14 protein-coding genes and 4 pseudogenes are annotated in these 17,817 nt (G+C 70.0%); 12 read left to right on the plus strand and 6 right to left on the minus strand.

The features are described from left to right. Positions 1-476: 476 nt before the first annotated feature. Positions 477-1,574 (plus strand): lytic polysaccharide monooxygenase, encoded by a 1,098-nt coding sequence (locus ACFYOP_RS29450; protein ID WP_356896564.1) that lies wholly within the window; start codon positions 477-479, stop codon positions 1,572-1,574. 741 nt (positions 1,575-2,315) lie between these two features. On the opposite strand, the gene ACFYOP_RS29455 is transcribed toward ACFYOP_RS29450, so the two are convergent. Beyond that, positions 2,316-2,996 (minus strand): NAD(P)H oxidoreductase, encoded by a 681-nt coding sequence (locus ACFYOP_RS29455; protein WP_356896562.1) that lies wholly within the window; start codon positions 2,994-2,996, stop codon positions 2,316-2,318. 104 nt (positions 2,997-3,100) lie between these two features. Between ACFYOP_RS29455 and ACFYOP_RS29460 the strand changes: the two genes are divergently transcribed. Both ACFYOP_RS29460 and ACFYOP_RS29465 read left to right on the plus strand, forming a co-directional pair. Then, positions 3,101-4,039 carry an AraC family transcriptional regulator gene (locus tag ACFYOP_RS29460; protein ID WP_356896560.1) on the plus strand — a complete coding sequence of 313 codons (939 nt, stop codon included), beginning with the start codon at positions 3,101-3,103 and terminating at the stop codon, positions 4,037-4,039. 468 nt (positions 4,040-4,507) lie between these two features. Next, complete coding sequence (locus tag ACFYOP_RS29465) at positions 4,508-5,881, plus strand: pyridoxal-dependent decarboxylase (protein WP_356896558.1); 1,374 nt, start codon at positions 4,508-4,510, stop codon at positions 5,879-5,881. 5 nt (positions 5,882-5,886) lie between these two features. On the opposite strand, the pseudogene ACFYOP_RS29470 reads toward ACFYOP_RS29465, so the two are convergent. Beyond that, positions 5,887-6,629, minus strand: a pseudogene (locus ACFYOP_RS29470) (IS701 family transposase); the annotation flags it as partial. Between the two features lie 56 nt (positions 6,630-6,685). Here ACFYOP_RS29470 and ACFYOP_RS29475 point away from each other — a divergent pair. Continuing rightward, positions 6,686-8,367 (plus strand): annotated as a pseudogene (locus ACFYOP_RS29475) (ISAzo13 family transposase); the annotation flags it as partial. On the opposite strand, the pseudogene ACFYOP_RS29480 reads toward ACFYOP_RS29475, so the two are convergent. Further along, positions 8,367-8,687: pseudogene (locus tag ACFYOP_RS29480) on the minus strand (transposase); the annotation flags it as partial. The pseudogenes ACFYOP_RS29475 and ACFYOP_RS29480 overlap by 1 nt on opposite strands. A 163-nt stretch (positions 8,688-8,850) precedes the next feature. Here ACFYOP_RS29480 and ACFYOP_RS29485 point away from each other — a divergent pair. After that, positions 8,851-9,255 carry a type II toxin-antitoxin system PemK/MazF family toxin gene (locus tag ACFYOP_RS29485; RefSeq protein ID WP_356896556.1) on the plus strand — a complete coding sequence of 135 codons (405 nt, stop codon included), beginning with the start codon at positions 8,851-8,853 and terminating at the stop codon, positions 9,253-9,255. Positions 9,256-9,534: 279 nt separating this feature from the next. Continuing rightward, on the plus strand, positions 9,535-10,089 hold the full coding sequence (locus ACFYOP_RS29490; RefSeq protein WP_356896554.1) for a hypothetical protein: 555 nt from the start codon (positions 9,535-9,537) through the stop codon (positions 10,087-10,089). 619 nt (positions 10,090-10,708) lie between these two features. Here the strand turns inward: ACFYOP_RS29490 and ACFYOP_RS29495 are convergent. Next, positions 10,709-11,944 carry a cysteine desulfurase family protein gene (locus ACFYOP_RS29495; RefSeq protein ID WP_356896552.1) on the minus strand — a complete coding sequence of 412 codons (1,236 nt, stop codon included), beginning with the start codon at positions 11,942-11,944 and terminating at the stop codon, positions 10,709-10,711. Further along, positions 11,941-12,618, minus strand: a complete 678-nt coding sequence (locus tag ACFYOP_RS29500; RefSeq protein WP_356896550.1) for a metalloregulator ArsR/SmtB family transcription factor — start codon at positions 12,616-12,618, stop codon at positions 11,941-11,943. The genes ACFYOP_RS29495 and ACFYOP_RS29500 overlap by 4 nt, the downstream gene beginning before the upstream one ends. 86 nt (positions 12,619-12,704) lie before the next feature. Here ACFYOP_RS29500 and ACFYOP_RS29505 point away from each other — a divergent pair, with 86 nt between their 5' ends. The 3 genes and pseudogenes from ACFYOP_RS29505 to ACFYOP_RS29515 form a co-directional block, all read left to right on the plus strand. Continuing rightward, positions 12,705-14,081: an MBL fold metallo-hydrolase gene (locus ACFYOP_RS29505; protein WP_356896548.1), complete on the plus strand. Its 1,377-nt coding sequence runs from the start codon at positions 12,705-12,707 to the stop codon at positions 14,079-14,081. Further along, positions 14,078-15,358: an MFS transporter gene (locus ACFYOP_RS29510; RefSeq protein WP_356896546.1), complete on the plus strand. Its 1,281-nt coding sequence runs from the start codon at positions 14,078-14,080 to the stop codon at positions 15,356-15,358. The genes ACFYOP_RS29505 and ACFYOP_RS29510 overlap by 4 nt, the downstream gene beginning before the upstream one ends. Then, a pseudogene (locus tag ACFYOP_RS29515) lies at positions 15,355-15,657 on the plus strand (Tn3 family transposase); the annotation flags it as partial. The gene ACFYOP_RS29510 and the pseudogene ACFYOP_RS29515, both read left to right, overlap by 4 nt. A gap of 21 nt (positions 15,658-15,678) precedes the next feature. On the opposite strand, the gene ACFYOP_RS29520 reads toward ACFYOP_RS29515, so the two are convergent. Then, positions 15,679-15,819 (minus strand): hypothetical protein, encoded by a 141-nt coding sequence (locus tag ACFYOP_RS29520; protein WP_356896544.1) that lies wholly within the window; start codon positions 15,817-15,819, stop codon positions 15,679-15,681. Positions 15,820-16,648: 829 nt separating this feature from the next. Between ACFYOP_RS29520 and ACFYOP_RS29525 the strand changes: the two genes are divergently transcribed. From ACFYOP_RS29525 to ACFYOP_RS29535, 3 genes are all read left to right on the plus strand, one after another. Next, positions 16,649-17,170, plus strand: a complete 522-nt coding sequence (locus ACFYOP_RS29525) for a DNRLRE domain-containing protein (protein WP_356896542.1) — start codon at positions 16,649-16,651, stop codon at positions 17,168-17,170. Continuing rightward, entirely contained in the window at positions 17,164-17,661 is a 498-nt protein-coding gene (locus ACFYOP_RS29530) for a hypothetical protein (RefSeq protein WP_356896794.1), read from the plus strand. The genes ACFYOP_RS29525 and ACFYOP_RS29530 overlap by 7 nt, the downstream gene beginning before the upstream one ends. Continuing rightward, positions 17,616-17,817, plus strand: a 202-nt coding sequence (locus ACFYOP_RS29535; RefSeq protein ID WP_356896540.1) for a hypothetical protein, incomplete at its 3' end; no start/stop codon positions are given. The genes ACFYOP_RS29530 and ACFYOP_RS29535, both read left to right, overlap by 46 nt.

A 17,817-nucleotide genomic window follows, 5' to 3' on the forward strand; every position in this document is an offset into this window, starting at 1 on the left:
ATCGTTTCAGGGCGCTCCCGAATCACCGCCGTCTCCGCTGGAGTTGCGGTTGAAACTCGATGTGCCCGCTGACCTGCTCCTTTGAATTCCCTTCGACGCGATCGATGCCGAACGGGTTGTCAGGGGCGTCGCGGACTCTTAAAGTCCCGTCCGAAACCAAAACGTGGGAGCGCTCCCACGCTGCAAAGGTGGGGATTCCAGCTCCGGCAGGCCAAGCCGGACTGGTCGGCCTTCGAGGAGGTCGGTGACCACGGCCGCGCGACCGCCTCTTCCTGCACCGACGCTCCGGCGATCCCCGGCTACGTGGGCACCGCACTCGCTGGGGCGCCCCGCCCGCCTGATCCGCACCTCCCCGCCCCAGCCCTGCCCGAACCCGTGGCTCGCTCCCCGGGCGGGCGGGTCCCAACGACCGGAAAGCACACCGCGAGGAGGGAAGCAAGCCCCGAACCACCCCCACACAGGCACAGGAGACACCCATGGCTCGACGCAAGAAGCGACTGCTCTCGCTGGCGGCGGTCTTCGCGACCCTGCTCGGCGGAATCGGTCTGGCCCTGCTGGGCAACAGCAGCGCCCAGGCGCACGGCGTCACGATGACGCCCGGATCGCGTACCTACCTCTGCTACCTCGACGCCAAGACCAGCACCGGCTCGATGGATCCGACCAACCCGGCCTGCCGGGCGGCGCTCGACGAGAGCGGCGCCTCGTCGCTCTACAACTGGTTCGCCGTGCTCGACTCCAACGCGGGCGGACGCGGCCCCGGTTACGTTCCGGACGGAAAGCTGTGCAGCGCCGGCGACCGGTCGCCGTACAACTTCACCGGATACAACGCCGCCCGCGCGGACTGGCCCCGAACGCACCTGACGTCCGGGAAGACGATCCAGGTCAAGCACAGCAACTGGGCCGCGCACCCGGGCTCCTTCCGGGTCTACGTTTCCAAGCCCGGCTACTCACCGAGCACCGAACTCGGCTGGGACGACCTGGAGTTGATCCAGACCGTCACCAACCCGCCGCAGACGGGCTCCCCCGGCACGGACGGTGGCCACTACTACTGGAACCTGAACCTGCCGTCGGGTCGCTCGGGCGACGCGGTGATGTTCATCCAGTGGGTGCGCTCGGACAGCCAGGAGAACTTCTTCTCCTGCTCCGACATCGTCTTCGACGGCGGCAACGGCGAGGTCACCGGCATCCGTGGCTCGGGCGGCGGCACGCCGACGCCCACCCCGACTCCCACGCCCACCCCGACTCCCACCCCGACCGATCCGCACACCGGGTGCATGGCCGTCTACAACGTGACCAGCGCCTGGAACGGCGGCTTCCAGGGCTCCGTCGAGGTGATGAACCACGCCACGACGACACGTGACGGCTGGGCCGTGAACTGGAAGCCCGGCGCCGGCACGAAAGTCAACAGTGTCTGGAACGGAGCTCTGACCACCGGATCCGACGGCACGCTCACCGTCGCGAACCTCGACTACAACCGGAGCATCCCACCGGACGGCAGCGTCACGTTCGGCTTCACGGCGACCTCGACGGGCAACGACTTGCCGGTCGGCTCGATCGGCTGCGTCACCCCGTAGCCGCTGAGGGAGGGGCGCCGCTTCCCGACACGCGCGGGAGGCGGCGCTGCCCCGGGCGGTGGGATGCCGGCTCGCCGGCCGACGCCCGAAGGCGGCCGGGCTGCGGGCCTCGCAGTGGACGGCAAAAGCCTGCGCGGCGAGGCCAGCGGGGGGCCCGGCGCCTTCCGGGCAAGGCGCCCGGCCATGGGTGATGGCGGCCCGGGCGATCAGCGTCCTGGAGACCTTCGACGGCTGGACCAGGACGTTCACCGGCCCCAGGCTCTGCGCGGCCGTCGTCGACCCCCGCGTTCAACGGCGCCTCAATCGAGACGGCACCGACTCCTACCGCTTCGCCGGCACCCGCGCACGAACGGAAGAGCCCGCCAAAGTCGACCGACCTCCACCGGTCCGTCTCCGGGGCCGACACCCGGCGGGCGGCGGTCCGGAGACGGGACGGAGGGGCGGACAGGACCGGTCATTGCTGGCCGAGAGTGCCGTCGCTCCATGTCATCACCATCGCAGTGCCCCTCGCCCCACCGACCCGCGCGGGTCGTCCCCCGATCAGGCCCGAACGTCCTGAGCGCCATCATCTCGTGCACGCCTGCGGGGGCTGAGACCACCTGCCGCCTCCCGAACCGGGGGACAGACGCTCCTGCGGGAAGTGGACCAGTAACTGCACCCTCCTTGATGCACGCTTCCCACGGCGGGCGGCCGGCCGGCGGACGGACACAGGCCCGGGGGAGTCCGCCGGCTTTCCGGTGGTCAGGCTTTCACGAGTTCCTCGGCGACGAAGGTTTCCACGAACTCCCGTGCACGTCGGTCGAGATCGGCGTACTGGGCCTCTCGTTCGGCGCCGGTGACCGCTTCGCCGACCAGGAGGCTGCCTTCGGCGTCGACGCGCTGCGGGCGGTCCTCCGCGTCGGTGAGCAGGCCGACGGTGGAACGGGAGAAGCCGCAGTAGTAGGCGATGCCTTCGCTCAGACTGGTCTCGAGGACGGTTCGCATCCCCTCCACGAGAGGGTCGTCGGCAGTGGCACCGGCCAGGCCCAGCCACAGCATGCGCTTGCCGGCGAGGCGGGGCTTGCTGCGGCCGTAGGCGAACCCGTAGTTCCATACGCGGTCGATCCAGCCCTTGAGGATGGCGGGCACGTTCTGCCAGTACACCGGGAAGACGGCGACGACGACGTCGGCGTCGAGGATGCGCTGCATGTGGGCGTGCGCTTCGTCCGAGTACGCCTTCTCCCTGTTGCCCCAGTCCGGCTGGTCCGAGCTGTTCATCCGCGGGTCGAACCCCTCGGCGTGCAGGTCGAGCAGGTCGATGCGGTATCCGGCGGCCTCGAGCCGGACGGCGGCACGGCGGGCCGTGTGCGCGGTGAGGGAATCGGTGCGGTGGTGTGCGACGACCACAAGGGCTGTCCTGGCATGGCTGGTGTGCTGCGTCACGGTGTCTCCCGGCTGGGCTGGGTCAATTCGGTGAATCCAGTACAGCCGCGGTGGCGTAGATGATCCATGGGAGAAACGCTCCGAAACATAGGAGATCGTCTACGATGCCTTCCGTGGATCCTCTCAGCTCACTGCTGAACGGCATCCGGGCCGAAGGCTCGGTCGTCAGCCACGCCGTACTGACGGCGCCCTGGACCATCCGCTTCACCGACGACGCACCACTCACCATGATCACCGTGCTGCGCGGCGGGGGCACCCTGCTGCTGCCCGACGGCACCGAGCGAGCGGTCGGCGCGGGCGATACGGCCATCGTGCGCGGCCCCGCACCGTTCCACCTCGCGGACCGCCCCACCACTGTCCACAGCCCTCATACCGCGTACGAGATCGCCTGCTTCACCACGGACGCACCGTGCACCGCCCAGGAACTCGGCGGTATCCAATGGGACACCGACCTGCAGGAGGCGACCGCGCTGATCGTGGGTGCCTACCGCGCCTCTGGCCACCGCCACGAGCGGCTCCTGCGTGCCCTGCCGCCCGTCCTGGTGATCAAGGAGGACGTCGAGGTCTGTGCCTGGCTGGAGACCGCCGCCGCCGACGCCGCCCACCTCTCGGCCGGTTCGCAGGCGCTGATGGACCGGCTCCTCGACTGGGCCCTGGTGTGCACGTTGCGCAGCTGGTTCGACCAGGCCGGCACCGACGCACCCAGCTGGTACCGAGGCCTCGCCGACCCAGTCCTCGCCCCCGCCCTGCAGGCCTTCCACGACCGGCCCGCCGAAGCCTGGACGGTGGCGTCCCTGGCCACGCGAGCCGGCGTCTCCCGGGCCCTGTTCGCCAAGCGCTTCACCAAACTCATGGGCCGCCCGCCCCTGGCCTACCTCACCGAATGCCGCATGGAGGAGGCCGAGACCCTGCTGTCCGACACCGACCTCACCATCGCCCAGATCGGAAGGTCCGTCGGCTACGCCGACGCTTTCGGCTTCAGCGCCGCGTTCAAACGCCACAAGGGCCTGAGCCCCAGCACGTTCCGCGCCGCGGTGGCCTGACGGCCCTGACCCAGCCGCGGGACGACCGGCCGAACGAGGCCCGCATGCTGCGCCAGGAACCGCAGCAGTTCTACGGCGAGCATGCTACGCCGGCGCCGACCCTCGGCCCCGGGTGCGCCGGCCGCCACGTGCGGTCCCTCTCGCAGACCCGCGCGAGCTCGACGTCCCGCCAACCCGCCATGCCGAGGCGGCACTTCGCAGGCGCGATGGACCTGGGCCATTCGCCGGCGGGTACTCAACGGGTGTCGCCCACACCCGTCTTGGAGCGCGCTTCTTCTCGCCCTTGCGCGGCTCCCTGAGCCCACCCCTGAGCGCCGCGGCCGGGTTGACTGGTAGACGCCCCGCTGGAGCTTGGGCAGCGCCCCGTCGGCCTCTGCCCGCCCCGAGGGTCCACTGTCCGGGGATTGGACCGAGCGGAATGGGTGGGGGGCTGGCTAGCGTCACGGAGGTCGATGAACGGAGTTGGACATGCATCCCGACCTTGCCACGGACCTGGAGCACCTGCCCTCGCTGCTGCAGACTGTCCGGGACCATGCGACAGCATTCCTCGACGGCATCGAGGGGCGGCCAGTCGTTCCGGTGGCGCACGTGCCGCGGAGAGTTGCCCTGCCCGAGGGCGGGAGCGGGCTGGAGTCCGCCCTGCGGGATTTCGCGGAGCGCTGGGAACCCAGCCTGTCGGCGAGCGCCGGTCCACGCTACCTGGGTTTCGTCACCGGCGGTGCGACCCCGGCGGCCCTGGCCGGAGACTGGCTGACCGCAGCAGCGGACCAGAACTCAATGTCGTCCCTGGACGGCGCCGGGCAGCATCTGGAACGCGAGGTGGTCGGCTGGCTCCGCGACCTGTTCGGATTGTCGTCCGCGCATGAGGGGGCTTTTGTCAGCGGCGCGACGATGTCCAACACCGTCGGCCTGGCGATTGCCCGTGAATGGCTGGGTGAACGGCTCGGTGTCTCTGTGGCTGAGGCAGGGGTCGGCGCCCTGGGGCGCGTACGGGTGCTGTCAGGAAGCCCTCATTCCAGCATCGCAAAGGGCCTGTCGATGCTCGGTCTCGGCCGTGCATCCCTGGTCGCCGTTCCAACCCTCGATGGGAGAGAAGCCGTTGATACGGCGGCGCTTGAAGCGGCGCTCGCCCAGGCCGACGGCCCCTGCATCGTGGTGGCGAACGCGGGCACGGTCAACAGCGGCGACTTCGACGATCTGCGTGCCGTCGCGGCGCTGCGCAGCCGCTACGACTTCTGGTTGCATGTGGACGCCGCTTTCGGCGCTTTCGCCGCGCTTTCCCCCACGACGGCGCACCTGGTGGACGGCCTCGATCTCGCTGACTCGATCTGCGTGGACCTGCACAAATGGTTGAACGTGCCCTACGACAGCGCGGTGCAGTTCACTCGACGGCGGGATCTGCAGTCCCGTGTCTTCCAGAACGCCGCTGCTTATCTCGGCCCTCTGGGGGACACGCCCGACAGTGTGCACCTCACCCCGGAGAACTCCCGTCGCCTGCGCGCGATGGCCGCTTGGTTCACCCTGCGCGCCTACGGGCGAGACGGGCACCGTGAGATCGTTGAACGGTGCATGGCCTGTGCCCACTCACTGGCGGCGTCCGTCGATGCCATCCCGGGGCTGCGGCTGCTGGCACCGGCCCGGCTCAATGTCGTGTGCTTCACCCTCACCGACGATCCCAGTCCCGAGCGGCTGTCCGCACTCGCACGAGACCTTGCCGATCAGGCTTTCCTCACCCCCACCGTCTATGCCGGCATGCCCGCACTGCGCGCGGCATTCAGCAACTGGCGGACCACGGAGGCCGATGTCCACACGGTCGTTGCGGCTCTGCGCAAGATGACCTGAAAACGGTGACCCTCGTGTTCGTTCGTGCGGACGACGCCGAGGAAGGCGTGCGCGAGCATGGCCAGGGTGACCCAGCGGGACCAGGGTGAGGAGCGGCGGACCCGGTGCTCGTCCAAGGCCGCCAAGCCCTTGCCGGACTGGGAAAAACCCTTCGACCCGCCACCTTGATCCAGCGACGCGCACCAGGGTGGTCAGCGGCACTGCGGCCGGCGAGCAGCAGCGGTAGTACGCGAGTTCGCCGGTGCTGCGGTTGCGGCGGATCAGCAACTGCCGGCTCCCGGGCAGGGGGTCGGCGAGGTCGATGACGGCCCAGTCGCAGAAGCGGTGGCCCTTGGCTCCGGCCCCTGAGGACAGCGTCTGCCAGGCCCTCTTGGGCACCTTCCTGGCCCAGCGTGTCCGGGCGGAACTTGCGGGCGCCTGTGGTGACTTCGTGCGAGCAAGCCACCGCGAGGACGCAGCCGGTGCCGCGTTCCTAGAGCGCGGTGCGCAGCCTCGGGTTGCCGCCGTAGACCTCGTCTCCCGCGACCCAGGCGGCCTGGTGGCCGGCGTCCAGGAATCGGGTGACCATGCGAGCGGCCAGCTTTGGCTTGGTCGCGAACTTGGTCTTGTCACCGAGTCCGGCGGCCCGGCAGCGGTCGGGGTCGGAGGTCCAGGAACGCGGAACATGGAGTTCCCGGTCTACCGCGGCGTGCCCGCGGCGGCCGGCGTAGACCAGGTAGACGGCGCCCTGGGCGTTCTCGATCCTGCCTGGGGCCCGTATTTCAATTAGTGCTCGGCAGGGGGGCGTTGATGGGAGTCTGAGATATGACCCCGTGTCTGTCAGGCCGCGTTGCCGCTCGTTCTCTGCGGGCCAAGTTCGATCAGATCCTGCCGCACTTCGATGAGCGCCGCCGTCGTTTGTACCTGGCCAGTGAGGCGACGGCCCTCGGCCGGGGCGGGATCGTCCGGGTCGCCGCCGCCTCCGGCACCAGCACGGCAACCGTCGCGCGAGGTATGGCCGAGTTGGCCGGTTGCTCCTCACCAACCCTGCGGGTCCGGGCTCCAGGTGCGGGCCGCAAGCGGCTGACAGACACCGACCCTGGTCTGCTGCCCGCGCTGGAGTCGCTGATCGAGCCGCACACCCGAGGCGACCCCGTCTCCCCGTTGCGGTGGACCACGCTGTCGTTACGGGCCCTGGCCTCAACCCTCACCGCACAGGGCCACCCGATCAGCGCTTCAACCGTCGGACACCTGCTGCACACCCTGGGCTACAGCCTGCAGGGAACCGCGAAGACAACAGAGGGCATCAGCCATCCGGACCGCGATGCCCAGTTCACCCACCTCAATGCCACCGCCGCCGCGTTCCTCAACGATGCCCAGCCGGTGATCAGCGTCGACACCAAAGCCAAGGAATGGCTCGGCAACCGGGACCGGCCCGGTCGCACCTGGCGGCCGGGCAAGAACGCGATCAAGGTGGACTGCCACACGTTCACCACCAACGAGCAGCCCATGGCGATCCCCTATGGGATCTACGACATTGCCAACAACAGCGGCTGGGTCAACGTCGGCACCGACCACGACACCGCCCAGTTCGCGGTGGAGTCCATCCGACGCTGGTGGCAGCACCGCGGACGGGCGGACCACCCGAATGCCGGCAGGCTCCTGATCACCGCCGACTCCGGCGGCTCCAACGACCCCCGCCGCTGGACCTGGAAAAACAACCTTGCCGCCTTCGCACGAGAGAGCGGCCTGGAGATCACGGTCTGTCACCTACCGCCGGGTACTTCGAAGTGGAACAAGATAGAGCACCGGATGTTCTGTCACATCACCGCGAACTGGCGGGGGCGGCCGCTGACCAGCTACCAGGTCGTCCTCGAGACCATCGCCGCCACAACAACCAAGATCGGCCTGACCATCGCGGCCGAACTGGACACAGGCAGCTACGACCTCGGCATCAGCGTCACACCCGCCGAGTTCCACGCCCTTCCGATCACACCCAACGCCTTCCACGGTGACTGGAACTACACCCTGTCTCCCGTTCCACCGCGAGCGCCGGACGCGCCGGCAACGACACACCGGACCGACCCGGCCCTGACCGCGATGCTCACCGACCCGGCCCTGACCGGCATGTCACGAACCGCCTTCGAGCATCTGGTGGCGGCCTCGGAGCCTTTCTGGGACGCCTTGGCCGAGGCAGCATTCCAGCGACGCTTCCACCGCCCGCGCAGCTACCGCCACCCACAGACCAGCAGTGTGGACCACACCCACCGGCTCCTGGCAGCCATCCTCCGCCGCCGCAGAGCGCTGACCATGACGTTCCTGGCCCAACTACTGGGCGTCAACCGCACCAACCTGTCCATCCAGTACCAGGACGCAAAACGGCTCCTGGACCTGCATCGGATCCCCGTCACGCCCATACCCGGATCGCCCGCCCGCACATTGGAACAGCTACACGCCCGAACAACCCCCGCGGAAACCCGTCGCTGACAGTTATTGAAATACGGGCCCCTGCGGTGCCGGTGCACTGGCGCTGGACACCGACGGTGTCGGTGCCCTTCTTCACGTCGCCAGTCTCGTCGACCACCAGCACCGCCTCGTCGTGCAGATGCTCCACCACGTGGTCACTTGCGTCGTCGCGGACCTGGTCGGCGTCCCACTTGGCCCGCCCGAGCGGGTGCTGCATGCCGTCCGGGGTCCTGTCCCCGGCCCACTAGGCGATGGTCCAGCAGTTCTTGCGCGGCAGGTCCGACAGCAGGCCGAGTACCGACTTCCTGGCCCGGCACCGGGATTCGACCCGTGTGAACCGTCCCGCTATCCGGCTCGTCAGGCCCTCGAACGCCTCCTGCCAGCGGGCAGGGATTACGCTGTGACCTGCGGCCACCGCATGATCTTCAGTCTTCACACACCGATGATCAACGGTGGCTGCACCCGTCTCCGCAGCGCGTCAGGCTCGCGCAGCGTCTGCCTGCCATCCTATGTCTGGAGGACTTGTGCAACGTGGCGAAGTCTGGTGGGTCCAGTTCGACGAGCGGAGGCTGGTCGTACTGCTGTCAGGAGACGACGCGTCCGGGTTCCAGGTGATGCAGGTCGTCGCTCCGGCGGGCCTCGACATCAGCGGTCTGGGGATCGAAGTGACGGTCGGTGCCGGTGAAGGGCTGCCGCTCGAAGGCGTGCTGCGGCTCGCGTTCCCGCGTCCAGGCTTCACCCCGTGCACGTGGCTGACCACCGTGTCCCGGGACGACCTGATAGAGCGGGCGGCCGTCCTGTCCTCCAGGAAGCTCAGCGAGATCGACGATGCCCTACAACTCGCTGAACAAGCACAGGAGCGGACCCCGGCAACGACCGCGAGGCTCAGCGAGATAAGGGACGCCGTCCGTCGCGGTGAACTCGGGTAGACGGAGAAGGACCCGACACCCGCGACGGCGTGGGCGATCTCGGGCGAGATGATCCACGCTGGACACCTGCCGCCTCGACGCCCCTCACCATTGAGATCACGATCTACGGCTGGAGTACCAGGTCCTCCAACCCTGTCCCGTGCCAGCGAACCTGCACCGATTGCCATCGGAGTGTGACTGGTGGGCGGCGCCAAGGAGGCCCGGTCACCGGCTCGGGAACCGTTCCCCCGGATCCTGCGTGAAGCCTTGATGGTGTAGTCGGCTGGTGGAGGGGACCTGATGAAAACGCAGACGATGGTGAGCGCGGCAGCATCGGCCTGCGCCGTGCTGGTGGTGTGCGCGTGCGGTCCGGAAAGGGCGAAGGAGGACGCCTCCGCGAAGCCTTCGCAGCCGCCCGCGTCCACGTCGGCGAAAGGGCCGTCCGCGTCCGCCGGCACCGAGAAGCCGTCGGCCGCCCCTACCGGCAACCAGCCCGCGCCCATGACGAAAGAGCGCGCGATCCAACGGTACGAGCAGTACCTCCACGGCCTGGGGCGTGAGGACATCGACACGGTCTGCGAAGTGGCCGGGCCCGGCGCGAAGAAGGCACAGGACCAGGGATTCGGTCCGTGCACGTCGACGTACGTCGTCGTGTTCCAGATGATCTCACCCGAGCAGAAGAAGGCCCTTCGAACCGCGACGGTCGATCCGCGGCGCGTGGTCGTACGCACCCTCGACAAGATCGAGATGCCGCTCGAGGCGGTCAGATCCTCCGCCACCTTCACCGAGAGCGACCTCGGCAGCTACACCCTGGAGTACCTCAAGAACGACTACTACATCACCGACGGGCAGTGACCTGCCGTACGCAGCCGCCTGCGGTTGCGTCAGCGCGGTCACAGCGATCGGTGGGTCGTGAGAATCGTCCACGCACGCAGTCTGCCGCCCCCACTGACACCGCCCGGAGGATGGCAGGCCGGCCGGCGAGCGGTGGGCCGGCCTGGGACGCGCAGGGTCCTGGTCTGAGCCTGGGCGCGTCGGGTATGGAGGCCGTCGTGCCGGGCGCGGTGCTGGTCATGTCTCATTTCCGGAGCGGCGGTGGGCGGTTGCGGGACCGGCGGGAAGGGCGTCGATGGACGCGCCGGTCCTGGCAAAAGGGTGGTTGTTGCACCGGCCCGGCGCCGTGGACAGCGCTGCGGGCCGACGCCGGGGGCGGGTTCAGTCGGTGTCGAGGGCCTGGGCGAGGCCGGCGATCAGGTCGGCGAGCTTGGCCTCGGTGGAGCGGATGGTGGGGTTGAGGCCGTAGCGGGTGTAGAGGTTCCCGGACTTGCGCCTTCGACGGCGTCGAGGAGGTCGGCAGTCGTGTCGAACGCGAACGTGGAATGATTGTAGAGCGGGGTGTGGACGGCGCCCTCGGCGTCGGGGCGTTCGCCGGCGTGGACACTGCGCGTGGACAGTCCGTGCGCGGTGGTCGCGGTCATGCCTCTCCTGGCTGCTCGTCGGATCCTTCTTGCGTCGCGCCGCTCGGTCCGGTCAGCGCGGTAGCCGCCCTGATGAGGCCTGTTGCCGCCGTCTCGATGTCTCCCGGCGTGGTCCAGCGGCCCAGGGACAGTCGCAGCGCGCCGAGCGCGCGGGCCGGATCGAGGCCCATGGCGGTCAGGACCGGGGAGGGGGTGTGGGTGCCGCTGTGGCAGGCGGACCCGGTCGACGCGGCGATCTGTGAGGCTGCGGCGAGGAGTTCGTGGCCGAGCACGCCGTCGAGGCTGGCGTTCAGGGTGTTCGGCAGGCGCTTCTTCTGCGGCCCGTTGAGGTGAACGCGGCCGGGCAGCCCGTCGGTGAGCCACTGGTGGAGGTTGTCGCGCAGGGCCGCGATGCGCGCGGGGGCGCCGGAAGCCAGTTCACCGGCGGCGATCCGGGCGGCGGTGCCGAGCGCGACGGCCAGGGCGACGTTCTCCGTGCCGGCGCGCAGGCCGCGTTCCTGCCCGCCGCCGTAGACGACCGGCTCCAGCGTCACGCCGTCGCGCACGTACAGGGCGGCGGCGCCCTTGGGTGCGTACATCTTGTGCCCCACGATCGTGAGCAGGTCGACGCCCAGTTCGCCGACGTCGAGGGGAATCCTGCCGACGGCCTGGGCTGCGTCGCAGTGGAACAGCGCCCCCTGCTCGTGAGTCAGGGCGGCAAGTTCGGCGACCGGCTGCAGGGCGCCGGTCTCGTTGTTCGCGGCCATCACGGAAACGAGCACCGTGTCCTCGGTGAAGGCTGCGGCCAGGGCGGCCGGTTCGACGAGCCCGTCGCCGTCGACCGGCAGCAGGGTCACCCGCGCTCCGTGCAGCCGCTCAAGGGCCCGGCACGTCTCCAGGACGGCGGGGTGCTCGGTGGCCTGCGTGACCACGTGTGGGTGCGGGCGGCCGGAGGCCAGGACCGTGCCGCGCAGGGCGAGCAGGTCGGTTTCGGATCCGGAGCCGGTGAACACGATCTCGCCGGGTCGCGCGCCGATCAGACCGGCGACCTGGGCGCGGGCCCTGGCGAGCGCCCGTCGCGGCTCCTGGGAGAAGGGGTTGCTGCTGGAGGGATTGCCGAAGAAGTCGGTCAGGTACGGCCGCATCACCTCGGCGACGCGCGGGTCGACCGGGGTGGTGGCGTTGTAGTCCAGGTAGACCGGTCCGTCGGCCAGTCCCGGATGCGGCGGGAGGTCGCCGCCCGGGGCGGTCACGTCAGTTCCGAGGCGTGGACGGGCAGTTCGGACAGGCGCCACTCGAGCATGCCGTCGTTGAGGCGGATGGCGGGGCGTCCGCGGTCGGTCAGCAGCCGTACGGCGTCGTAGGCCAAGACGCAGTACTCGCCGCGGCAGTAGACGACGATCTCCAGGTCTTCGGGCAGCTCGTTGATCCGGTCGGCGAGCTCCTCGACCGGGATGGAGATGGCGCCGGGGATGTGTCCGGCCCGGTACTCCTCCACCGGCCGCACGTCGAGTACGACGACATCCCCGGCCGCCACGCGGACGCGCAGTTCCTCACGGCTGAGCTCGGCGACGGTGTCCTGGCCGAGGTAGGCGTCGCGCGCGGCGGGCACGGCGGCCTGGTGGCGGTCGGCGACCTTGCGCAGCAGTGCGAACAGCTGGGCGACGTCGTCACCGGCGAGCCGGTAGTGGATGCGCACGCCTTCGCGGCGGGTGGCGACGAACCCGGCCTGCTTGAGGGTCTGCAGGTGGGCGGAGGCGGTGGTCAGGTTCAGCCCGGCCGCCTTCGCCAGCGCGTCGACGGTGCGCTCGCCCTGGGCCAACAGATCCAGCAGCTCCAGACGCTTTCCACTGGCCAGCGCCTTGCCGCTGGCCGCGAACGCGTCGTACAGCCGCGCCTTTGTCGTGCTCTTCGTGTTCTCCGACATGACATCCTCCATAAATCTATGGATTATTGTAATTGAGTCTGGAGGGTGTGGCCACACGCCCCCGTTCCCGAGATCTTGGAGGCGCCGTGGGCTTCGCGGACAATCACCTCATCCCGCTGGTCGACGAAGGGCTGGGCAACAGCGCCTACCTGCTCGACCTCGGCGACGGACGCGCTCTGGCGGTCGACGCGAGCCGCGACCTGCGCGCCCTGCATGGGGCGGCAGAGCGCCGCGGACTGCGCACCGCGTTCGCCGCGGACACGCATCTGCACGCCGACTTCCTCTCCGGTGCCATCCAGCTCGGGCACGAGGCCGGCGCCACGATCCTGGCCTCCGCGGCCGGCCGGCGCGCGTTCGACCACCAGCGCCTGGCCGATGGCGACGAGGTCGACCTCGGCGGGCTGAGGCTGCGGGCGCTTGCCACCCCCGGCCACACCGACGAGCACCTGTCCTTCCTGCTGCTGGACGGCAGCCGTGAGCTCGGGGTGTTCACCGGCGGGTCGCTGATCGTGAACTCCGCCGCCCGTACCGACCTCCTCGGCCCGGAGCGCACGGAGGCACTCGCCCGCGACCAGTACCGGTCGCTGCAGCGGCTGACCGCACTGCCGGACGAAACAGCGGTGTGGCCGACCCACGGCGCCGGGTCCTTCTGCTCCGCCCCGCCCGGCACCGAGCGCATGACCACCATCGGAGCCCAGAAGCAGGCCAACCCCCTGCTCGCCGCACCTGACGAGGACACCTTCGTGGCCCGGCTCGTCGCGAGCCTGGGCACCTACCCCGCCTACTTCGACCGCCTCGGCGAGATCAACCGGCAAGGCCCGGCCGTGCTGACCGCACAGCCGCTGCTGCCGGCCCTGTCCGCATCGCAGGTCCGGGCGCTGACAGCCGACGGCGGCCACGTCATCGACGTCCGCCCGGCCGCCGACTACGCAGCCGGCCACATCCCCGGCTCCCTGTCCATCCCGCTGCGCGACCAGTTCGCCACCTGGCTGGGCTGGCTCCTGCCTGACACCACCCCTCTCGCCTTCGTCGCCGGCGCTGGTCAGGACCTGAGCGAGATCGTCTGGCAGTCCTACAAGATCGGTTACGAGCGCCTCGCCGGCCGCCTCGAGGGCGGCATGGACGCCTGGCTCGCCGACGGCAACTCCCAGGCCACCACCGCCTTTGTCACCGCCGATCGCGCAGCGGGCCGCCCCTACGTCGATGTCCGGCAGAAGGCCGAGTTCGCTGCCGGGCACGTCCCCGGCGCTGTCCACCTCGAACTCGGCGGCCTGTCCGCCGCCGCGGACGTTCCGCACGGCCCGGTCGTGGCCTGCGGGCACGGAGAGCGGGCGATGACCGCCGCCAGCCTCCTGGAGCGAGCCGGGCACACCGATGTCGCCGTCCTCGACGGCGGACCCGCCGACTACACCGCGGCCCACGGCCGGCGACTCGCCGAGGGCACGGAGGACACCGGCCCGTGAACACCACACCCACCACCACGCCGACCGACGCCGCCGGGCGGTCCGTACGGCTCGGGCTGCGGGAGAACTGGCTGCAGTTCACCCTGCTGGTCGTCGTCAACATCTGCGTCGGCGGCCTGGTCGGCCTCGAGCGCACCACCGTCCCACTCATCGGCTCCGAGACGTTCGCCCTGACCAGCGACCTGGCCGTCTTCTCCTTCATCATCGCCTTCGGCGTCACCAAGGCTTTCACCAACCTCGCCGCCGGCGCGCTCACCGCCCGTTTCCGCCGCAAGCAACTGCTGGTGGCCGGCTGGCTGCTCGGCATCCCCGTCCCCTTCGCCCTCGCCTACGCACCGACCTGGGGCTGGATCGTCGCCGCCAATGTCCTCCTCGGCCTCAACCAGGGCCTGACCTGGTCGATGACCGTCAACATGAAGATCGACCTCGTCGGCCCCTCCCGGCGCGGGCTCGCCACCGGCCTCAACGAAGCCGCCGGCTACACCGCGGTCGGCGTCACCGCCCTGCTCACCGGCTACCTCGCCACCAGCTACGGTCTGCGCCCCGTCCCCGAACTCATCGGCGTCGTCTTCGTCGTCGCCGGCCTCGCCCTGGCCCTCGCCGTCCGCGACACCGCCGCTCACGTCGCGCTCGAGCTCGCCCACCACACCGAGCCTCTGCCCACGGACGAGGACACCGGCCTCAAGGCCACGTTCACCCGTACCTCCTGGCACAACCGCTCCCTGCGCGGCGCCAGCCAGGCGGGCCTGGTCAACAACCTCAACGACGGCCTCACCTGGGGCGTCTTCCCTCTGCTGTTCACCGATCATGGCCTGGGACTTGCCGCCGTCGGCCTGATCAAGGGCCTCTACCCGATCCTGTGGGGGCTCGGGCAGATTCCCACCGGCCACCTCGCCGACCGCATCGGCCGCAAGCCCCTGATCGTCTACGGCATGCTCGTCCAGGCCGTCGGCTTTGTCCTCGCCCTCGCCCTCCTCGACCGCCCGCTGCTCGCGGGCGTCCTCTCCGCGGTCCTCCTCGGCCTGGGCACCGCCATGGTCTACCCAGCCCTCATCGCCTCCATCTCCGACCACGCCCACCCCGCCTGGCGAGCCAACGCCCTGGGCGCCTACCGGTTCTGGCGCGACATCGGTTACGCCGCCGGCGCCCTGGTCGCCGGCATCCTCGCCGATTGGCTTGGTCTGAACGCCACCGTCATCGCCGCCGCCGTCCTCACCGCCGCCTCCGGCCTCCTTGCCGCCCGCTGGATCACCGAACACCGGCCCAACCACCGGTGAACGACCAACCTGTCCCAGCCCGCCGGGGGCAGGCCCCGGGGGACCCGCCCACGAGGCGCTCATCGCGCCATGGACAGCCCCGGCGCGGCCTTCCGGCCAGCAGCGACGCTCTGCTGGAGGTGTTCTCCTGGGCCGGCGCCGACCAGGCGTGCACCTCCGTCACCGGTGGTGAGGCGAGGCGGAAGGACCTGCCTGTGACGATCGCGGCGCTGCCGGTCGCGCATGGCTGCAACGTCGGCTGCACCCCGGTGATCAGCGGGATCGACGCCGTGATGCACGGGCGGCTGCCGTACGTCGACCAGACGTATCTGCCCCTGGTGTCACGGGCGGGTCCTGCCCTGCCCGGCCTCTCCCAGCAGCGGCCACGTTCCTGTCTCCGCTGCCAGCGCGGCGTCCGCGTTCATCGACGTGAGCACCTGGCCGCAGACACGCCCCGCGCGCGCCAGTACACCCTCGCGCATCGATGCCGGATGCGCGTCCGCCCCCGGGGCGGCGGTGCGGCCGGCACCGGCCTCGGACGGTGCGCGTCCGCCCCCGGCGCGCCGGCGCCTCCGCACGTCCTTGCGCGGTCGCCGCCGACGGCGGAGCACGTGTGTCCGGACCCTCTTGCTGACGTGATGCGAGCGCGGTGCGAGCGCGGATGGGGCGGCGTCCGGTCGTCGCGGCCGATGTCGCGGACAGCCCTGTCCGGTTCGGGTGATCGGCCCGACTGTGAGGTGACAAATACTCCTGTTTACACTTGCGCCCTCTTTAACGTTTCTCAACTCCCGCCAGGCCGTGGCAGGGGCGGGCACCCTGCGGATGACGCTCACCGCGAAGGGCCTGACCGTCAAGGCCGACGCGGACAGCGGAGTGACCTTCGTCGACAGCCGTACCGGCAAGCCTGCGGGCACCCTGCCCCCGTGATGTGGGACGCGCGCACCGACGAGCGCTCCGGGGAGCACCCGTACCGCGCTCCGGTCGCGATGTCCGTCGACCAGCAGGGCGACCGGATCGACCTGACCCTCACCCCCGACCCGGCGTTCCTGGCGGATCCGGCCACCCGCTTCCCCGTCACCGTCGATCCGGCGGTCAGTCTCCTGACCACGTTCACCACCTTCGTCCAGGAGGGCTACACCACCGACCAGTCCACTGCCACCGAGCTCAAGCTCGGCAACAACGGCTCGGGGCAGGTCACCCGTTCCTTCCTGCGTTTCGACACCCGGTGCGGTGAAGGGCAAGGACGTCAAGTCGGCCACGCTGAAGCTGTGGAACCACCACTCGTGGTCCTGCTAGGCGCGCGACTGGGAGGTGTGGGACACCAGCACTCCCAGCACCGCCACTCGCTGGACCGCGCAGCCCGCCTGGAACCGCCTGTGGGCGACCTCCAATCAGACCAAGGGCTTCGGCACCGGCTGTGCGAACGGCTGGGTGGCCACCGACATCGCCGCCCTCACCCGAGCGTGGGCGGCCAAAGCATACGACCTGAACACCCTCGGCATCCGCGCCACCAACGAGAACGACCCCTACGCCTGGAAGCGGTACCACTCGCGCAACGCGGCGACCAACGTGCCCGTCCTGTCGGTGACGTACAACAACCCGCCGGGCACGCCGACGGCCACGGCTCTCTCCCCGTCGTCGTACAACCCCTTCAACAAACGCACCTACGCCACCTCGCTGACCCCCACCTTCTCGGCGAAGGTCGCCGACCCCGACGGCGGCACCGTACGCGCCCAGTTCGAGGTCAGCCCGACCCGGCGTTCAACGACGCGGGCACCTACAGCTGGACGGGTACCAGTGGTGCCGTCGCCTCCGGCGGCACCGCCATGCTGATGCTTCCCGAGGACAAGAAGCTCGGCGCGTTCGGCTACCGGGTCCGCTCACGCGCCCACGACGGCTCCGTGTACGGCGCGTGGAGCGCCTACGTGCCCTTCCGAGTGGACACAGCCAAGCCCGCCGCACCACAGATCGACTGCACCGGCTTCCCGCGGGACGCGTGGACCGACAGCAGCGGCGAGATCAGCTGCACCCTCACCACGACTTCCACCGACGGCCGCGGCTTCCTGTGGGGACTGGACGACCCCGACACCCCGCACCAGGTGTACGACCCCGCCGGCACCGGCGGCAAGCCGCAGACCGCCACGATCAACCCCGCCAAGGGCTGGCACACCCCGCACGCCCGCACCGTCGATTCTGCCGGCCTGCTCTCCGGCATCACCGCCTACCAGTTCGGCAGCCGCCGCGGCGAATCTGCGCCAGCACCTCAAGAACTACCGGGGTGGGCCGCGAGATCTCGCGCTACGATGCCCGGCCCGGTGACGTGATCTTCGGCTACTACAGGACTTCCAAGGCGTGGAACCACACCGGAGTCGTCACCGCCGCCAAGGGGGGTGCCTCTATGTCTTTCGTCAAGGCATCTCTGTCGGGTTTGGGGTGGTTCGGGGTTGCTGGTGCTATGCGGCGAGTTCGACGTCCGCGGG

This window comes from Streptomyces sp. NPDC006294 (assembly GCF_042870895.1).
Lineage (GTDB): Bacteria > Actinomycetota > Actinomycetes > Streptomycetales > Streptomycetaceae > Streptomyces.

Bases quoted from the DNA above. Each gene is read 5' to 3' on its own strand.
- ACFYOP_RS29450 (WP_356896564.1), top strand. From the start codon at position 477: ATGGCTCGACGCAAGAAGCGACTGCTCTCGCTGGCGGCGGTCTTCGCG.
- ACFYOP_RS29460 (WP_356896560.1), top strand. From the start codon at position 3,101: ATGCCTTCCGTGGATCCTCTCAGCTCACTGCTGAACGGCATCCGGGCC.
- ACFYOP_RS29465 (WP_356896558.1), top strand. From the start codon at position 4,508: ATGCATCCCGACCTTGCCACGGACCTGGAGCACCTGCCCTCGCTGCTG.
- ACFYOP_RS29490 (WP_356896554.1), top strand. From the start codon at position 9,535: ATGAAAACGCAGACGATGGTGAGCGCGGCAGCATCGGCCTGCGCCGTG.
- ACFYOP_RS29500 (WP_356896550.1), bottom strand. From the start codon at position 12,618: ATGTCGGAGAACACGAAGAGCACGACAAAGGCGCGGCTGTACGACGCG.
- ACFYOP_RS29520 (WP_356896544.1), bottom strand. From the start codon at position 15,819: ATGCGCGAGGGTGTACTGGCGCGCGCGGGGCGTGTCTGCGGCCAGGTG.
- ACFYOP_RS29530 (WP_356896794.1), top strand. From the start codon at position 17,164: ATGCTGATGCTTCCCGAGGACAAGAAGCTCGGCGCGTTCGGCTACCGG.